This window comes from Staphylococcus sp. HMSC063A07 (assembly GCF_001836955.1).
Taxonomy (GTDB): domain Bacteria; phylum Bacillota; class Bacilli; order Staphylococcales; family Staphylococcaceae; genus Staphylococcus; species Staphylococcus lugdunensis.
Window position 1 is genome coordinate 50,595 of record NZ_KV830907.1, and the last position, 19,271, is coordinate 69,865.

Annotated in this window: 16 protein-coding genes; 11 read left to right on the top strand and 5 right to left on the bottom strand. The window is 34.5% G+C overall.

The annotated features are described in order from the left end of the window. The first annotated feature begins 233 nt into the window (after positions 1-233). Positions 234-2,177, top strand: a complete 1,944-nt coding sequence (locus HMPREF2597_RS02135; RefSeq protein WP_002477916.1) for an ABC-F family ATP-binding cassette domain-containing protein — start codon at positions 234-236, stop codon at positions 2,175-2,177. 354 nt (positions 2,178-2,531) lie between these two features. Continuing rightward, the gene (locus tag HMPREF2597_RS02140) at positions 2,532-4,145 is read left to right on the top strand and encodes a MutS-related protein (protein ID WP_002461429.1); all 1,614 of its coding nucleotides are present in this window, start codon (positions 2,532-2,534) and stop codon (positions 4,143-4,145) included. 324 nt (positions 4,146-4,469) lie between these two features. Here the strand turns inward: HMPREF2597_RS02140 and tsaD are convergent, their stop codons facing one another. From tsaD to tsaE, 4 genes are read right to left on the bottom strand one after another with little or no spacing between them, the layout of a single operon-like run. Then, entirely contained in the window at positions 4,470-5,492 is a 1,023-nt protein-coding gene (gene tsaD, locus HMPREF2597_RS02145) for a tRNA (adenosine(37)-N6)-threonylcarbamoyltransferase complex transferase subunit TsaD (RefSeq protein WP_070817134.1), read from the bottom strand. Then, complete coding sequence (gene rimI / locus HMPREF2597_RS02150; protein ID WP_002461431.1) at positions 5,485-5,910, bottom strand: ribosomal protein S18-alanine N-acetyltransferase; 426 nt, start codon at positions 5,908-5,910, stop codon at positions 5,485-5,487. Before rimI ends, tsaD begins: the two co-directional genes overlap by 8 nt. Before the next feature lie 11 nt (positions 5,911-5,921). Beyond that, complete coding sequence (gene tsaB, locus HMPREF2597_RS02155; RefSeq protein WP_002461432.1) at positions 5,922-6,584, bottom strand: tRNA (adenosine(37)-N6)-threonylcarbamoyltransferase complex dimerization subunit type 1 TsaB; 663 nt, start codon at positions 6,582-6,584, stop codon at positions 5,922-5,924. Then, entirely contained in the window at positions 6,565-7,026 is a 462-nt protein-coding gene (gene tsaE, locus HMPREF2597_RS02160; RefSeq protein ID WP_002461434.1) for a tRNA (adenosine(37)-N6)-threonylcarbamoyltransferase complex ATPase subunit type 1 TsaE, read from the bottom strand. The genes tsaB and tsaE overlap by 20 nt, the downstream gene beginning before the upstream one ends. 467 nt (positions 7,027-7,493) lie before the next feature. On the opposite strand from tsaE, the gene ilvD reads away from it, so the two are divergent. The 9 genes from ilvD (at position 7,494) to ilvA (ending at position 18,141) form a co-directional block, all read left to right on the top strand. Then, the gene (ilvD, locus tag HMPREF2597_RS02165) at positions 7,494-9,182 is read left to right on the top strand and encodes a dihydroxy-acid dehydratase (protein ID WP_070817135.1); all 1,689 of its coding nucleotides are present in this window, start codon (positions 7,494-7,496) and stop codon (positions 9,180-9,182) included. A 15-nt stretch (positions 9,183-9,197) separates the two neighbouring features. After that, positions 9,198-10,931, top strand: coding sequence for a biosynthetic-type acetolactate synthase large subunit (gene ilvB, locus HMPREF2597_RS02170; RefSeq protein ID WP_002477912.1), 1,734 nt, complete (start codon positions 9,198-9,200; stop codon positions 10,929-10,931). After that, positions 10,928-11,161 (top strand): ACT domain-containing protein, encoded by a 234-nt coding sequence (locus HMPREF2597_RS02175; RefSeq protein ID WP_002461439.1) that lies wholly within the window; start codon positions 10,928-10,930, stop codon positions 11,159-11,161. Before ilvB ends, HMPREF2597_RS02175 begins: the two co-directional genes overlap by 4 nt. Before the next feature lie 132 nt (positions 11,162-11,293). After that, positions 11,294-12,298 (top strand): ketol-acid reductoisomerase, encoded by a 1,005-nt coding sequence (gene ilvC / locus HMPREF2597_RS02180; RefSeq protein WP_002477911.1) that lies wholly within the window; start codon positions 11,294-11,296, stop codon positions 12,296-12,298. Between the two features lie 21 nt (positions 12,299-12,319). After that, positions 12,320-13,870 (top strand): 2-isopropylmalate synthase, encoded by a 1,551-nt coding sequence (locus HMPREF2597_RS02185; protein ID WP_002477910.1) that lies wholly within the window; start codon positions 12,320-12,322, stop codon positions 13,868-13,870. Continuing rightward, positions 13,860-14,900 (top strand): 3-isopropylmalate dehydrogenase, encoded by a 1,041-nt coding sequence (gene leuB, locus HMPREF2597_RS02190; protein WP_070817136.1) that lies wholly within the window; start codon positions 13,860-13,862, stop codon positions 14,898-14,900. The genes HMPREF2597_RS02185 and leuB overlap by 11 nt, the downstream gene beginning before the upstream one ends. Before the next feature lie 13 nt (positions 14,901-14,913). After that, positions 14,914-16,284, top strand: coding sequence for a 3-isopropylmalate dehydratase large subunit (gene leuC / locus HMPREF2597_RS02195; RefSeq protein ID WP_002477908.1), 1,371 nt, complete (start codon positions 14,914-14,916; stop codon positions 16,282-16,284). A gap of 2 nt (positions 16,285-16,286) precedes the next feature. Next, on the top strand, positions 16,287-16,856 hold the full coding sequence (gene leuD / locus HMPREF2597_RS02200) for a 3-isopropylmalate dehydratase small subunit (protein ID WP_002477907.1): 570 nt from the start codon (positions 16,287-16,289) through the stop codon (positions 16,854-16,856). A gap of 16 nt (positions 16,857-16,872) precedes the next feature. Then, the gene (ilvA, locus tag HMPREF2597_RS02205) at positions 16,873-18,141 is read left to right on the top strand and encodes a threonine ammonia-lyase IlvA (protein ID WP_002477906.1); all 1,269 of its coding nucleotides are present in this window, start codon (positions 16,873-16,875) and stop codon (positions 18,139-18,141) included. Positions 18,142-18,284: 143 nt separating this feature from the next. Here ilvA and HMPREF2597_RS02210 read toward each other — a convergent pair whose 3' ends face one another. Beyond that, positions 18,285-18,776, bottom strand: a complete 492-nt coding sequence (locus HMPREF2597_RS02210) for a LysE family transporter (protein ID WP_228865511.1) — start codon at positions 18,774-18,776, stop codon at positions 18,285-18,287. Positions 18,777-19,271: the final 495 nt, after the last annotated feature.

Here is a 19,271-nt window from a genome sequence, read left to right on the forward strand (position 1 = left end):
AGTATTTTTATTCAAACTAATTAGAGCAAAATTAGTTACGTATAAAATGTATTTCATCTAATAAAGAACATACTGGCTCATTATACCGTAACTTAATAAAAAAAACATGTCCTATTTCCAAGTTTAAATGTAATACTGTAAAATAAATAGTAACGTTATGCAATAGATTATGAAAACCATTTATATACTATTATTTTATATTTTATTTTCTTAATTAGAAAGGTGAAGGTTGAATGATACTTTTACAACTTAATGACATTTCAAAATCATTCGATGGTGAAGATATATTTACAAATGTCGATTTTGAAATTAAAACTGGAGAACGTATCGGCATTGTCGGTCGTAACGGCGCTGGAAAATCCACTTTGATGAAACTCATTGCTGGCGTTGAAGACTACGATCATGGCCATATCTCTAAAATTAAAAATTTAACAATAGGTTATCTCACTCAACAGATGACTTTAAATTCTGAAGCCACAGTTTTTGAAGAAATGGCTAAACCCTTTACCCATCTTAAAAATATGGAACAGTTAATTAAACAAGAAACCGATTGGTTAGCACAACATGGAAATGATTATGAATCACTAGATTATCAACAGCACATGGAGCGATACGAATCTTTGAGTTCACAATTTGAACATCAAGATGGTTATCAATATGAAAGTAAAATAAAAACGATACTCCACGGTCTAAATTTTACTGAGACAGATTTCGATAGACCAATAAATGATTTTAGTGGTGGTCAGAAAACACGTTTGTCATTAGCTCAAATGTTATTAAACAATCCCGATTTATTATTACTAGATGAACCGACTAACCACTTAGATATGGAAACAACTCAGTGGCTAGAAGATTATTTAAAATATTTTCAAGGTGCTATTGTCATTATTAGTCATGACCGTTATTTTTTAGATAAAATAGTCACACAAGTGTATGATGTAGCTCTTGGTGAAGTAAAGCATTATGTCGGCAATTATGAACGCTTTATTGAACAACGCGATCAATATTATCAAAAACGTATGCAAGAATATCAAAAGCAACAAGATGAAATAAAACGTCTCGAAACATTTGTCGATAAGAATATTACCCGGGCATCTACTAGTGGCATGGCTAAAAGTAGACGCAAAATGTTAGAAAAAATGGAACGCATAGATAAACCGATGCTCGATGCACGTAGTGCTAATATGCAGTTTAGTTTTGAGCGCAATACAGGCAATGACGTGATGCATATAAACAACTTACTTATTGGCTACAGCACGCCCATTACAAAAGAAATTAATATTGAAATTACGAAAGGAGATCATATTGCCGTTATCGGACCAAATGGCGTAGGTAAAACAACGCTGATAAAAACCATTGCTAATAAACAAGAAAAGCTTGGTGGCAGTGTAACATTTGGTGCAAACCTACAAATCGGTTATTATGATCAAAAACAAGCTGAATTTAAATCGAATAAAACAATTTTAAATTATTTGTGGGACCAATTTCCTAATATGAATGAAAAAGATATTCGCGCTGTACTTGGCCGTTTCCTCTTTGTACAAGAAGATGTTAAGAAAATTATCAATGATTTATCTGGAGGAGAAAAAGCACGCCTACAACTTGCCTTATTAATGTTACAGCGTGATAACGTGCTTATTCTCGATGAACCTACAAACCATCTAGATATTGATTCTAAAGAAATGTTAGAACAAGCACTCCAAAACTTTGAAGGTACAATTATCTTTGTCTCACACGATCGCTACTTTATAAATCAATTAGCCAATAAAGTATTTGATTTAAATCATGACGGCGGTAAGATATATCTTGGTAATTATCAATATTATATTGAAAAAACCGAAGAACAAGCAGCTATCAAAGCACATGAAAACATACAACGTGCTGACAATAAATTGGAGAAAAACCATGTTAACAACGATAATCATTCAAATTATTTTAATCAAAAAGAACACAAACGTCAGCAACGTAAAATAGAACGTCAAATTGAACAATGTGAAACACGCATAGAAACCTTTGAAACACAAATAACTGATATTGATGAACAGTTAACCCAACCAGAAGTTTTTAATAATCCACAAAAATCTCACGAACTAAGCCAAATTAAATCTGATACCGAACAAAAGCTAGAACAAACATTAATTGAATGGGAAGAATTACAAGAAATGTTATTAAATTAAACACGCAGTTAAAAAGCAAGAAAAGTACAATTTGTTACTTTTCCTGCTTTTTTTAACGACTTTGTCAAAATATTTATTCACATAATAAAACCTATAAAGATAGCTATCCACAAAGTTATCCTAGTTATCCACAGGTAAATTGTAACTTTTGCTCAATATATTTGTTACAAATTTTACAATATCCACATATATAACCACTTGTTATCCACAAGTTGTGCACTGATTGTTGATAAGTACAAACGTTCCCTCTTGACGTACAAACTACGCTTAAACTTATTATATTTTGCATATCCAAATAAGTTATGAAATAATATCAATTATTACCTATAAATATATTAATATAAGGGGATTAAAATGTTCGATAATACAATATTTTTATTTATTTTAGCTATAATTATACTAACTATTATTGTAAGTATCACAACTGCTATTATTGAGCAAAAAAAGTTAACTATCAAAATCAAACAACTTTGGACGAATAAGGAGCGCCTAGAAGAATTTATTCGTCCAAACGCTCGTTATGATTATCAATATCAAAGTTATCGTTCGAATTATGCTCATGATAATTTGGTTGATGATAAAACATGGAGCGATTTAAGTATGGATAGCTTGTTTCAAACGATGAATTATAACTTTACTGCTATTGGAGAAATGAAACTTTATGCAACATTACGTGGTATGTTTAAAGCAAATAATAAAACATTAATACATAAAATTAAAACGTCAGAATCATTTAGAAATTATTTATCACTCAAATTATCAAAAGTTGGAAAAAAATATTATCCTTTTTTTCCCGATCAACTAACCGCTATTAAAAGAAATAATCTATTGATGCTTACTCCATTCTTACCTATTTTGAGCATATTGATTATTGTATTTAATAAAAATTTAGGTATTTTATTAACCTTATTAGTATGTTCGATTAATATTTTATTGTCTGTATTTTTGAAACGAACTTATGAAAAAGATTTAAAATCAATTTTTTATACTTCAAATGTTTTAACACAAAGTAAAAAGTTAAATGAGCTTGACGGAACACCTGAATTGAATATTAACTTTAATCATTTTAAAAGTTCACGATATTTAAGTGGTATTTTAGTTAAATTAGATGCTAACGACATTGGTTCAAGCATTATTTTGTTATTTAAAATAATTTTCATGCTAGATTATGTTATTTTTCATATTATTCAACGTAGTTTTTTTAAGTATATTGATGAAGTTCTTGAAAGTTATGATTATATCGCTATGTTAGATAATCATTATTCTGTAGCACTCTATCAAACCACGTTAAATATACAGTGTCAGCCTGAAATATTAGACAATCATGTGAAAGATGAGTCCTTATGTACATTTACTGAATTAGTTCATCCACTTATTGACGGTGCTGTACCTAATAATTTATGTCTTAAAAACAATATTTTACTAACAGGATCAAACGCTTCCGGAAAATCAACATTTATGAAAGCTATTGCGATAAATCTTATTTTGGCGCAAACAATTGAAACTGCTGTCGCTGCTGAATTTAAATATGTTCCAGGACATGTATATTGTTCTATGGCTAATGCTGACGATGTATTATCTGGTGATAGCTACTTCATGGCAGAGTTGAAGTCAATTCGCAGACTATTTAATATTTCGTCAAAACGCCAAATATATTGTTTTATCGATGAAATATTCAAAGGTACTAACACGACAGAGCGCATTGCTGCTTCTCAATCCGTTTTAAGTTATTTAAGTAATATGAATAACTATTTTATTTTAGCTGCAACACACGATATCGAATTATCAAGTTTACTAGATTATTCAAATTATCATTTTAATGAAATCATTGAGAAGCAATCTATTGCTTTTGACTATAAAGTCAAGCCTGGAAAAGCTAATACTAGAAATGCTATAGAATTGCTGAGAATATCAAACTTTCCATTAGATATTTATCATCATGCCAAAGAGATAGTTGAGGACATATAAGCTTTTTGGGACAGCATTCATTTTGAATTTGTATTGCCTACCCCGCAAGATTGTTTAGAATTGAAAAAGCTTGGTATAAGTGCATTTAAAATTCACTTAACTACTGTTATATATAGTTAAGTGAGTCAGGGACATAAATCTTAGAAAAATAGTACTCAAATGAATTGATGTGCCCCCCATAAAGTTGGATTAAAGATCTAACTTTATGGGGGGCACATCATTATTTCAATAGAAATTGCTTTTTTATTTGTCTAAGAACTTTATATCTTAGACTATCTTTATTATTTACAATAATGTCTCCCTGTAATTTAATTAACTAAATGCTTAAATTGTTGCTTCCTCAATATCAATATGGTTTTTGCCATTGAGATCTAATCCTGAAGTGATACCAGCTCGATATAAATAATAGCCTGCAGCACCTATCATTGCTGCATTGTCTGTACATAATTTTGGACTAGGAATTAATAGTTTAATTTGTTTTTGTGCACAACATTTTTTTAATTCTGTTCTTAATCCGTGATTGCTTGCTACACCTCCAGCAACAATTAGTTGATTAACATCATATTGCTGACAAGCATTAATAGCTTTACCACTTAGTACTTCAACAACACTATTTTGAAAGCTTGTTGCTACATTAGCCTTATTTATTGGCAAATCTTTCTGTTTAAGATTATGCAATTTGTTTATAACAGCACTTTTTAAACCACTGAAACTAAAATCATAGCTGTCCTTTTCAAGCCATACTCTAGGAAAATGATATTCATCTTCTCCTGTTAATGCTAATCGATCAACATGCGGTCCCCCTGGATAAGGTAGTCCAATTGTTCGAGCAACTTTATCGTAGGCCTCACCCACTGCATCATCTCGCGTTTCTCCGATGACTTGAAATTGTAAATGATCTTTCATATAAACCAATTCTGTATGTCCTCCAGAAACGATAAGTGCCATTAATGGAAAAGTTAATGGTTCTTCCAAATGATTAGCATAAATATGCCCGGCAATATGATGAACAGGAATGAGCGGTTTATCATATGCAAACGCTAATGCTTTAGCCGCATTAATTCCTATTAACAGTGCCCCAATTAGCCCTGGTCCTTCCGTCACAGCGATAGCAGTAATATCCTCCATCGATACTTGTGCCGTTTCTAACGCTTCGTCGATTGTAGGGAGTATACCTTCAACATGATGCCTGCTTGCAACTTCAGGTACAACACCACCAAAGCGTTTATGACTATCTATCTGACTTAACACTGCATTAGATAATATTTCTGAACCATTCTTTATAACACTAACACTTGTTTCATCACAGCTCGTTTCAATCGCTAAAATTAAAATATTTTCATTCATGTAACTTCACCCACATCACTAACGCATCCTCTCCATCTCCGTAGTAGTTTTTACGTTTACCACCATATTGAAAACCTAATTTTTCGTATACATGTTGAGCGATAATATTGTCGACACGTACTTCTAAACTCATTGTGTCACATGTATGTGCCGCATAAGTCATGCCATATTTAAGCAACAATTGTCCTAAGCCAAGATTACGATATATTTCGCTCACTGCGACCGTAGTCACTTGCGCTTGATCGAGCACTGTCCAAAGACCTAAATAACCAATAATTTGGCCATTACGTTCCGCCACAAAATATTTTGCATATTGATTTTGAGTTATTTCATGGTAAAAGGCATCAATGGTCCATGAACTATGTTTAAAACTCAAACGCTCTATATCAAATACTTGAGGTACGTCATCGACAATCATTTCTCGTATGTTTAGTTGTTCTGTTGCTGATTCAGCCAATTGCGTTCTGCCTCTGATAATTTAAGATAATTTGGTGTAAACGTATAAATATTTGCAGGTTGTTTTATTAAATCAAGCATCACTGCTGCATCAGGCAAATTTTCCTCTATTGGGCCATCTAATCTTGCACTTAACTTTTTGGCATCTTGACCAATAAAGATATAAGGTTCCTTTAGGCTATGCAGTTGTGTCAGTAATTCATCAATCGTTATATAGCCATCATTTATAATCGTTTTTAATTGTCCGTGTTGATGTTGATAAACACCTGCGTATACAGCATCTCTTCGAGCATCAAATAATGGTACAATAAGCTGATTTGTTTGATGCGTTGTCGCAGCGAGCGCTTCAAGTGATGACACGCCAAATAATCGTACATTTAATGCGTAAGCAAGCGTTTTTGCTACAGTTACACCAATTCTTACTCCAGTGTATGAACCTGGCCCTTGTGCAACTATAATGGCATCAATATTCTCTTTTGTTAAATCGCATTGAGTAAATAGCTCCTGAATTCCAGGCATTAATTGAACTGAGTGGTTTGTTTTATTATTAGTAGTTTTTGCTGCTAATACTTCCTCATCTTTCATCAAAGCAATTGACATTGGCTGATTTGATGTATCAATCAATAAAGTATTCATTCTCTATTGCCTCCTTAATTGCCTCATAATGCTTGCCTTGTGCATTTAAAGATAGTTCACGTTCCTGTTCGTTTATAATGTGAATGTCAATCGTTAAGTGTTCCTCTGGTAATAAGTCTTGAATGAACTGACTCCATTCAACAATACTAATGCCATCGTCATCAAAGTATTCATCAAAACCCAAATCTTCTTCCATTCCTTCTAAACGATAACAATCCATATGATGCATTTTTAATTTACTACCTTGATAAGATTTAATAATATTAAAAGTTGGTGAATTGATGTGACGCTTGACACCTAAGTGTTTACCTATGAATTGTGCGAGCGTCGTTTTCCCGGCACCTAAATCTCCGTTAAGTAATATTAAATCTCCAGTTACAAGTGTTGATACTAATTTCGCAGCAAAAGTATCCATTTCATGTAGATTATTGATACGAATCAATGTACATTCTCCTTATTTAATAGCATTAAAATATAAACTTCTAGGCTTTATCTCTAGGACATGACAAATCATTTTAACTTATTTATTGTAACAAAAATTAAGATAGATTTCTCTTTTAAATAATCATTTGCCAAAATAAAACAATTGTTAGAAAATTCAAAATTAAGGTTGACTATCATGACATGTTATAGTAAATTAAGTTTATCGAATTTTAAAACAATTCAAACTATTGAAACAAATTATAACCATTCAAGAAAAGAGGAGTATAATAATGACTAATCACACATTTCTATATCAACCGACAAATGTAAATATTATTATTTTATTATACTCCAAAGGGCTGGAACTTTAGTATCACTTGTACTAAATGTTTAAGTCCTATTTCTAATTGAATGGGACTTATCAGCGTCCCAATTTTATTGGGGCGTTTTTTTGTTTCATGATTGTCAACGACGGGGGAATTATTTATGAGAAGCGATATGATCAAAAAAGGTGATCATCAAGCACCAGCAAGAAGTTTATTACATGCTACAGGGGCATTAAAACATCCAACTGATATGAACAAACCATTTGTCGCAATCTGTAATTCATATATTGATATTGTACCTGGGCACGTTCATTTACGTGAATTAGCAGATATCGCTAAAGAAGCTATTCGCGAAGCGGGTGCAATTCCATTTGAATTTAACACAATTGGTGTTGATGATGGTATTGCAATGGGACATATAGGAATGCGCTATTCTCTTCCATCACGCGAAATCATTGCAGATGCTGCTGAAACTGTTATCAATGCACACTGGTTTGACGGTGTCTTTTACATTCCGAATTGCGACAAAATCACACCTGGTATGATATTAGCAGCCGTTCGAACAAATGTACCGGCTATTTTCTGTTCTGGTGGACCAATGAAAGCTGGTTTATCAGCTCATGGAAAAGCATTAACATTATCATCCATGTTTGAAGCAGTTGGTGCATTTAAAGAAGGCTCTATTTCAAAGGAAGAGTTTCTTGATATGGAACAAAATGCCTGCCCTACTTGTGGCTCTTGTGCTGGTATGTTTACAGCAAATTCAATGAACTGTTTAATGGAAGTTTTAGGCTTAGCACTACCATATAATGGTACTGCTTTAGCAGTAAGTGAACAGCGTAGAGAAATGATTAGAGCTGCAGCATTTAAGCTCGTTGAAAATATTAAAAATGACTTAAAACCTAGAGATATCGTTACACGAGAAGCAATTGATGATGCGTTTGCTCTGGATATGGCTATGGGTGGTTCAACGAATACAGTATTACATACCTTGGCCATAGCTAATGAAGCTGGAATTGATTATGACTTAGAGCGAATTAATGAAATTGCTAAAAAGACGCCTTATTTATCAAAAATAGCGCCTAGTTCATCTTATTCAATGCATGATGTGCATGAAGCTGGTGGTGTTCCTGCTATCATCAATGAGCTTATGAAAAAACCAGGCACTCTCCATCCAAATCGCATTACAGTAACTGGAAAAACACTTAAAGAAAATAATGAAGGTAAAGAAATAGCTAATTTTGAAGTTATTCACTCATTAGAACATCCATATGATAAACAAGGTGGTTTATCCATTTTATTTGGTAACATCGCTCCGAAAGGTGCTGTTATCAAAGTTGGTGGTGTAGACCCTTCAGTTAAAGTTTTTACAGGAAAAGCAATTTGTTTTAATTCACACGATGAAGCAGTAGCTGCGATTGATGATAAAACAGTTCGTGCAGGTCATGTCGTAGTTATTCGTTATGAAGGTCCAAAAGGTGGTCCAGGAATGCCTGAAATGTTAGCTCCAACGTCATCAATTGTTGGTAGAGGTTTAGGTAAAGATGTTGCTTTAATCACTGACGACCGCTTCTCAGGAGCTACACGAGGCATTGCCGTGGGACATATTTCTCCAGAAGCCGCTTCTGATGGCCCTATTAGCTTATTACGTGATGGAGATGAAATTACAATTGACTTAATTAAACGCACTATTGATGTTCATCAATCTGACGAAGTTTTAGAACAACGTAAAGCCGAAGTCAAACCGTTTAAAGCTAAAGTTAAATCAGGCTATCTAGCTCGATATACTGCGCTCGTTACAAGTGCAAATACTGGCGGTATTATGCAAGTACCTGAAAATTTAATTTAACAAGGAGTGTTATTTATGCCCAAACAATTCGTACACAATACTTTACAAGACGATGAATCCCCTAGTTCACATCAATCATTAAGTGGCTCAGATTTATTAGTAGAAGCATTATTACATGAACATGTCGATTTTATCTTTGGTTATCCAGGAGGTGCTGTTCTCCCATTATACGATACATTCTATGATGGTAAGATTAAACATATTTTAGCACGTCATGAGCAAGGCGCTACACATGCCGCTGAAGGTTATGCACGTGTTTCTGGCAAACCAGGTGTCGTCGTAGTAACTAGTGGTCCAGGTGCTACCAATGCAATTACTGGTATCACCGATGCCTATTGTGATTCACTTCCCCTAGTCGTCTTTACAGGACAAGTCGCATCACCTGGCATTGGTCAAGATGCTTTTCAAGAAGCAGATTTATTATCGATGACCACACCTATCACAAAAGCAAATTATCAAATTAAAAATGTTGATGATATTCCTAAAATCGTACATGAAGCATTTTATATTGCTAATACTGGCAGAAAAGGACCTGTTGTTATTGATTTTCCTAAAGATATGGGTGTTTTAAAAACATCCGTACCTGTAACAAATGACCTTGCTTTACCAGGGTATCATGTGCCAAACGAACCAAATGTAGATGACATTAAAGCGCTTGTCTCACTTTTAACTCACGCTAAAAAACCGTTAATTTTAGCAGGGGCTGGAATTAATAATTCACAATCAAATGAACTGTTAACACAATTTGTTTCAAAATATCAAATTCCAGTTGTCACTACGCTTCTGGGCCTAGGTGCCGTTCCATACAACAATCCTTTATTCCTTGGAATGGGTGGAATGCATGGTTCCTATGCAAGCAATATGGCTTTAACTGAGTGCGATTTACTTATCAATTTAGGTAGTCGTTTTGATGACCGTTTAGCGAGTAACCCTGCTCAATTTGCGCCTAATGCCAAAATTGTACATGTCGATATTGATGAATCTGAAATCAATAAAGTCATTCAAACTGATTTAGGTATTGTGGCAGATTGTAAAAAGGTTTTAAAAAAATTATCTGCCTACTTTAATAAAGAAATTCAATTCACAGCATGGGCACAACATTGTCAAAGTAACAAAGACTTACATCCATTCAAATATGCGACAGATGACCAAACGTTTTGTAAGCCACAACAAGCGATTGAATATATTGGTAAGATAACCAATGGAGATGCAGTTGTAACCACCGATGTTGGCCAGCACCAAATGTGGGCAGCTCAATTTTATCCATTTAAACATCATAGTCAATGGGCTACAAGCGGTGGATTAGGAACAATGGGCTTTGGCATTCCATCAGCAATTGGCGCACAATTAGCCGCACCAGATAAAACTGTAGTTTGTTTTGTTGGTGATGGTGGCTTTCAAATGACTAACCAAGAAATGGCAATTTTTAATGAATATAAGTTAAATATTAAAGTTGTACTGATCAATAATGGCACACTCGGAATGGTCAAACAGTGGCAAGATAAATTCTTTAATCACCGATTTTCACATTCAGTCTTTAATGATCAACCGGATTTTATGAAAATAGCAGAAGCATACGGAATTAAAGGTTATTTAATCGATAATCCTGCTCAATTAGAACAACAATTGGATAAGGCATTTAGTAGTGAAGGTCCAGCACTAATTGAAATTCGAATTTCACCTGTTGAACCTGTTAATCCAATGATACCTGCTGGTAAAGCAAATCATGAAATGGAGGGATTAGAATGAAACGCACATTAAAATTAACGGTTGAAGACAAAGTCAGTACGCTAAATCGCATTACAAGTGCCTTTGTCCGTCTTCAATATAATATCAGTGAACTTGAAGTTAAGCCCTCATCAGATCCTGGCATTTCAAATGTTTTACTAACAGCAGATATCGAAAACGAAAAATTATTTAAAATTTTAATTGCTAAATTAAAAAAACAAGTAACAGTTATCAATGTCGTTGAACTATAGATTATCCCTTTGATGCGCTAGCCTATAAACAATCAAAAATAAATAGAGCTAACATCTTAAATAATTGGGATATTCAACTTTCAATAGATTGAAAATTTTGAATATTATAATAACAATTTGGAGGAATTTATTATGACTAAAGTTTATTATGATCAACAAGTAACTAAAGATGCATTAAAAGGCAAAAAAATTGCTGTAATTGGCTACGGTTCTCAAGGCCATGCACATGCACAAAATTTAAAAGACAATGGATATGATGTCATCGTTGGAATTCGCCCAGGACATTCATTTGATAAAGCAAAAGAAGATGGATTTGATGTGTACCCAGTAGCTGAGGCTACTAAACAAGCCGATGTCATCATGGTGTTATTACCAGATGAAATTCAAGGTTCAGTATATAAAAAAGAAATTGCACCTAACCTTGAAGCGCATAATGCACTAGCATTTGCTCACGGTTTTAATATTCATTTTGGTGTTATTACACCTCCGGAAAATGTGGATGTTTTCTTAGTTGCACCTAAAGGCCCTGGACATCTTGTAAGACGTACATTTGTAGAAGGAACTGCCGTACCTGCCCTCTTCGGCGTTCAACAAGATGCTAGTGGAGAAGCACGTGATATTGCTCTAAGCTATGCCAAAGGTATTGGTGCCACACGCGCTGGTGTTATTGAAACAACATTTAAAGAAGAAACTGAGACAGATTTATTTGGTGAGCAAGCTGTACTTTGTGGTGGTATCCATAAATTAATTCAAAGTGGCTTTGAAACATTAGTAGAAGCAGGATATCAAAAAGAATTAGCGTATTTTGAAGTACTTCATGAAATGAAATTAATTGTTGATTTAATGTACGAAGGCGGCATGGAAAATGTTCGCTATTCAATTTCAAATACTGCTGAATTTGGTGACTATGTTTCAGGACCACGCGTCATTACACCAGAAGTAAAAAATAATATGAAAGCAGTCTTAACTGATATTCAAAATGGAAACTTCGCAAATCGATTTGTTAAAGACAATGAAAATGGCTTCAAAGAATTCTATCAATTACGTGAAAAACAACATGGTCATGAAATTGAAGCGGTCGGTCGTGAATTAAGAAAAATGATGCCATTTATTAAATCTAAAAGTATTCAACAATAATCATTTAGGGGGAATTTAATTATGGAAAGCCATATTCAAATTTTCGACACAACACTTAGAGATGGTGAGCAAACACCAGGTGTTAGTTTTTCCTTTGAAGAACGTTTAAAGATTGCCAAACAGTTGGAACATTGGGGCGTAGATGTCATCGAAGCTGGATTTCCTGCTTCGAGTGAAGGGAGTTTCAAATCTGTAAAATCCATATCAGAAGCATTAAAAACAACAACAGTATGCGGTTTAGCTAGATGTCGAAAACCTGATATAGATGCTGTATATGAAGCTACTAAAAATGCAGCTCATCCAGCTGTACATGTATTCATAGCTACTTCACCTATTCATTTGAAATATAAATTAAAAATGTCACAAGCAGAGGTTCTAGCATCAATTAAAGAACATGTCAGTTACTGTAAAGCACGTTTTGATATCGTACAGTTCTCACCTGAAGATGCAACACGTACAGAATTACCTTTCTTATTAAAATGTGTACAAACTGCCGTAGATGTTGGTGCATCAATAATCAATATTCCAGACACTGTAGGTTATAGCTATCCTAGTGAATATGGCAACATTTTTAAATACCTCATTAACCATGTTCAAACAACTCAAGACGTTATCTATAGCGCACATTGTCATGATGATCTTGGTCTAGCAGTGGCTAATAGTTTAGCTGCAATTGAAGGTGGCGCAAGACGCATAGAAGGTACTGTTAATGGTATCGGAGAACGCGCTGGGAATACAGCATTAGAAGAGCTAGCTCTTGCTTTATATATCAGAAAAGAACATTACGGTTTAACAACTCATTTAAAATTAAATGAAACGAAATCAACATCAGATTTAATCGCAAGATTTGCTGGTATACGCGTACCACGTAACAAAGCAATTGTAGGACAAAATGCGTTTAGTCATGAATCCGGTATACATCAAGATGGTGTGTTAAAAAATCCAGAGACATATGAGATTATTACGCCTCAACTAGTCGGTGTTAAAACAAATGAATTGCCGCTAGGTAAACTTTCAGGAAAACATGCCTTTGCTGAAAAACTAAAATCATTAGGTTACGATATTGAACCAAAAGCTCAAATACAGTTATTCAAACAATTTAAAGCTATTGCTGACAAGAAAAAAACAGTATCAGACCGAGATATTCATGCATTAATTCAAGGTACAGAACATGAACAAAATGCATTATATCAAGTTGATTCATTACAATTACAATTTGTATCACAAGGATTACAAAGTGCTGTAATCGTTATTAAAGATAAAGATGGCCATCTTTATCAAGATTCAAGTATTGGTACAGGATCAATTGTCGCCATTTATAATGCTGTGAATCGTATTTTCCAAAGAGATAGTAAACTCATCGATTATCGAATCGATTCTGTTACTGAAGGCATAGATGCTCAAGCTGAAGTACATGTTCAATTAAATATTGACGGTCAATTTGAAACGGGCATTGGCATTGATCATGATATTTTAATGGCTTCATGCAAAGCTTATGTTGAAGCACATGCCAAATATGCTTTAAACCACCCTACTGCTCTATTACAGGAGGTAATTAGTCATGACTTATAATATCGTAGCTCTACCCGGCGATGGCATCGGTCCAGAAATATTGAATGGTACATTAAAACTATTACAATATATAAGTCACAAATACCAATTTGACTATCAAGTAACTAAACATCATTTTGGCGGTGATTCTATTGATCATTATCATGTACCTTTAACTGCTGAAACACTTGAAGCATGCCAAAACGCAGATGCTATCTTATTAGGAGCTATTGGTGGTCCAAAGTGGAATGATCCGAATAATCGGCCTGAACAAGGCTTACTTACTTTAAGAAAGTCTTTAGGTTTATATGCAAACATACGCCCAACGAAAGTAACTTCAGGTATGAGTCAATTTTCACCACTAAAAGCGGACCGTGTAGAAGGAACAGATTTGGTTATTGTACGTGAATTAACTAGTGGTATTTATTTCGGAGAACCGAGACACTTATCAGATACATCTGCAGTTGATTCTTTGACTTACACAAGCGATGAGATTGAGCGTATTGTGAGAGTCGCTTTTAATCTAGCACAGCAACGCAAGAAAAAACTTACTTCTGTAGATAAAGAAAATGTTTTAGCTTCCAGTAAATTATGGAAAAAAATAGTTAATAAAGTGAGTTTAGAATATCCTGATGTCACTGTAAATCATTTGTTAGTAGATGCTTGTAGTATGCATTTGATAACATATCCAACACAATTTGACGTCATTGTTACAGAAAATTTATTTGGTGATATTTTAAGTGATGAAGCATCTGTTATTCCAGGATCTTTAGGGTTATCACCTTCAGCAAGTTTTAGTGAGAACGGTCCGCGTCTATATGAACCTATTCATGGTTCTGCACCTGACATCGCTAATCAAAATATTGCTAATCCAGTAGGCATGATTCTCTCATTAGCAATGTGCTTGCGTGAAAGTTTAAATCAAGCTACTGCCGCAGATGAACTTGAACAAAATGTATATTCAATGATTCGTAAAGGCATTTTAACTAAAGACCTAGGCGGCACAACATCTACATCTCAATTCTTTGAATACTTATACAAAAGCTATTAAGGAGGGACGCAATATGGAACAAACATTATTTGATAAAATTTGGAATCAGCATGTCATTACAGGTAATGAAGGTGAACCACAATTATTATATATCGATTTGCACCTTATCCATGAAGTAACGTCTCCTCAAGCTTTTGAAGGGTTAAGACTTCAACAACGTCAATTACGTCGTCCTGATCTAACCTTTGCCACATTGGATCATAATGTTCCAACAATTGATATATTTAACATCAAAGATGACATCGCTAATAAGCAAATTACAACGTTGCAGCGCAATGCTAATGATTTTGGTGTGCATCTTTTCGATATGGGGTCAGATGAGCAAGGCATTGTGCATATGGTTGGTCCTGAAACAGGATTAACGCAACCAGGTAAGACAATTGTATGCGGCGATTCCCATACTGCAACACATGGTGCATTTGGTGCTATAGCTTTTGGAATTGGTACAAGTGAAGTTGAACATGTGTTTGCAACCCAAACGTTATGGCAAACAAAACCTAAAAACTTAAAGATTGATATTCAAGGCCAGTTACCTAAAGGTGTGTATGCCAAAGATATCATTCTCTATCTTATTAATCAGTATGGTGTCGATTTTGGTACTGGTTATGCCTTGGAATTCACAGGTGAAGCTATCCGCCAATTATCTATGGAAGGACGCATGACTATCTGTAATATGGCAATCGAGGCTGGCGCAAAATATGGTCTAATTCAACCCGATCAAACAACCTTTGATTATGTTAAAAGACGACCATATGCTCAAAATTATGAACACTCACTCGAAAAATGGAAACAACTTTATACTGACACTCACGCAAAGTTCGACAAAGTAATTGAAATCGATATTTCTAATCTAGAACCGCAAGTCACTTGGGGTACAAATCCAGAAATGGGAGTCAGCTTTAATACACCATTTCCCACTATCAAAAGTGTTAACGATGAACGTGCTTACCAATATATGGGACTACAACCAGGTCAAAAAGCAGAAGACATTGACTTAGGCTATGTATTTCTAGGTTCCTGTACTAATGCACGACTATCTGATCTTCTAGAAGCAAGTCAAATTGTCAAAGGTAAACATGTACATCCTAAAATAACAGCGATTGTAGTTCCTGGTTCAAGAACGGTAAAACATGAAGCCGAGGCTCTTGGATTAGATAAAATTTTCAAAGAAGCTGGATTTGAATGGCGTGAACCTGGATGCTCCATGTGTCTTGGTATGAACCCAGATCAAGTTCCTGAAGGTGTTCATTGCGCTTCAACAAGCAATCGTAATTTTGAAGGACGTCAAGGTAAAGGCGCACGCACACATCTTGTATCACCTGCTATGGCTGCAGCTGCAGCTATTAATGGTAAATTCGTTGATGTTAGAAAGGTCGTGTGTTAACGATGGAAATTAAACCAATAACGATTTATAAAGGAAAAACTGTTCCCCTTTTCAATGATAATATCGATACTGACCAAATTATTCCGAAAGTTCATTTGAAGCGTATCACTAAAACAGGATTTGGCCCTTTTGCTTTTGATGAATGGCGCTATTTATCTGACGGCACTGATAATCCTGATTTTAATCCTAATAAACCTCAATACAAAGGTGCGTCTATTTTAATTACTGGAGATAACTTTGGTTGTGGCTCTAGTCGCGAACATGCCGCTTGGGCACTAAAAGATTATGGTTTCAATATCATTATTGCCGGTAGTTTCAGTGATATATTTTATATGAACTGTACAAAAAACGGGCTATTACCCATTGTGCTGCCGGAAGATGTAAGACATAAACTAGCTCAACATGCCAACATTACGATAGATTTACCTAATCAGACAGTAAATACAGACACACAACAATTCCATTTTGACATTGATCCTACATGGAAGAACAAATTCATTAATGGTTTAGATGATATTGCGATCACATTACAATATGAAGATTTAATCAAAAACTATGAAAAAACGAGATAAAAAGGTTGGAGGTACTATGACAGTTACAAGTCGTGTTTCTGCTCAAGAAGTAGATGATGCTTATTTAAGAATTAAGGATGTTGTCAAAGAAACACCTTTACAATATGATAGATATTTATCACAAAAATATCAGTGCAATGTATATTTAAAGCGAGAGGATTTACAGTGGGTTCGTTCTTTTAAGTTACGTGGTGCTTATAATGCTATATCAGTTTTATCTGAAGCAGATAAAGCTAAAGGTATAACATGTGCTAGCGCAGGTAATCATGCACAAGGCGTCGCATATACAGCTAAACAATTAAAGCTGAAAGCAGTCATTTTTATGCCAGTAACAACCCCACTTCAAAAGATAAACCAGGTCAAATTCTTTGGTGAATCACATGTCAAAGTCATTCTTACTGGGGACACTTTTGATGACTGTCTTAAAGACGCTTTAGCTTATACAAAGCAGCACCACATGACTTTTATTGATCCATTTAATAATGTTCATACAATTGCTGGTCAAGGAACCATTGCTAAAGAACTAATTAGTGAAGCTGAGAAAGGTCATCTTCAATTTGATTATGTATTCAGTGCAATTGGTGGCGGTGGCCTTATTTCTGGTGTTAGCACCTATTTAAAGCAACATTCCCCTAAGACTAAAATTATCGGTGTAGAACCTATTGGTGCTAGTAGCATGTATGAAGCTGTGGTTGTTCAACATAAAATCGTTACTTTATCCAATATCGATAAGTTTGTAGATGGTGCCTCTGTCGCACGCGTCGGTGATATTACTTATGATATCGCATGCCATAACGTAGACGATTTTGTACAAGTGGATGAAGGTGCAGTTTGTTCAACCATTTTAGATTTATATTCTAAACAAGCCATTGTAGCAGAACCAGCTGGTGCGCTTAGCGTTTCTGCCTTAGAAAATTATCGCGAACAAATTAAAGGCAAAACGATTGTTTGTATTATTAGTGGCGGAAATAATGACATCAATCGTATGAAAGAAATAGAAGAACGCTCTTTACTTTACGAAGAAATGAAGCACTACTTCATCTTAAATTTCCCTCAACGTCCAGGGGCATTAAGGGAATTTGTTAACGATGTGCTCGGTCCTCAAGATGACATTACTAAATTTGAATACTTGAAAAAAACATCTCAAAATACTGGTACCGTTATTATAGGTATTCAATTAAAAAAACATGATGACTTAGCACAACTTAAGCAGAATGTTAATCATTTTGATCCTTCAAACATCTATATCAATGAAAATAAAATGCTATATTCTTTGCTGATTTAAATAAATTACGACTAATCGGTTGATGACATAACTATGTTTCATCAACCGATTTTCTATAAAAAAAGCATATTTATCGCTATCATAAATCTTAATAACTCAAAAACGATAATATGCCAAACGTTAACCTCTAAATTTTTTGATATCTACCATAATTCTACTGCACTATAAAGTAGTAACAGCGCAATAATAACATTAATAATTCTATAATGGCGATGATACAAAGTATTCATCACTTGACCCAATAGTGACCAAGCAAGCGCACCAGCAATACCTATAACAATTAATAATATCGATCGAATATAAGTATGTTCCCAAGCAGCAGGTAATGAAAATGTCGTCAATCCTGTCAAAAAATAAAGCATTGCCTTTATATTAGTAGTTTGAATTAATATCCCTTTCAAAATAGGACGATCTAACGCATCTTCAGCATCCTCTGGCGTAGACACCACCACATGGTAAGCTAAATATAAAAGATACACTGTTCCTATTATCTTCATAATCAAAATAAACATTTGTGATTCTTTCAATGGCTCTGAAAATAATAATGCCACAGTTAAAGTCAATAAAATGCCTAGCAACACGCCTAAATTAAATGGTAACGCTCGTAAAAATCCTTTCCGCTGTCCCTCTGACATCGCCATAATCGTATTAGGCCAGGCGTAAATGACATTGTAGTAATAAATAATATGTAAGGAAATATAATAACCACCCCTTTCAAAGGAATAGTTATATTTTACCACGATATCAAAGACATACAACTATAATTTCAGAAAATTCCGATAAATAATGTTGTATGATGTCAGCTTCAATCGCTTTCTCTTCGCAAAGCCGTTATTTATCGACTTGTTTTTTAACTTTTTTGATATAAAAAAATGCCTCTCGGTCTCAATGCGGCTCATCGCATCCATTTGCTTTGCCTGGCAACGTCCTACTCTAGCGGAACGTAAGTCTGCTACCATCGGTGCTAAGGAGCTTACTTTGCTTTGAGACAAACGCTCGCATCTTTCCTTATTTTCTATTTTTGTTTGCTCATTTAGCTCGACTAAACTTGCTGCTCAAAAATCTCAATGCGTCAGCTTCAATCGATTTCTCTTCGCAATGCCGTTATTTGTCGTCTTTGTTTTTTAACT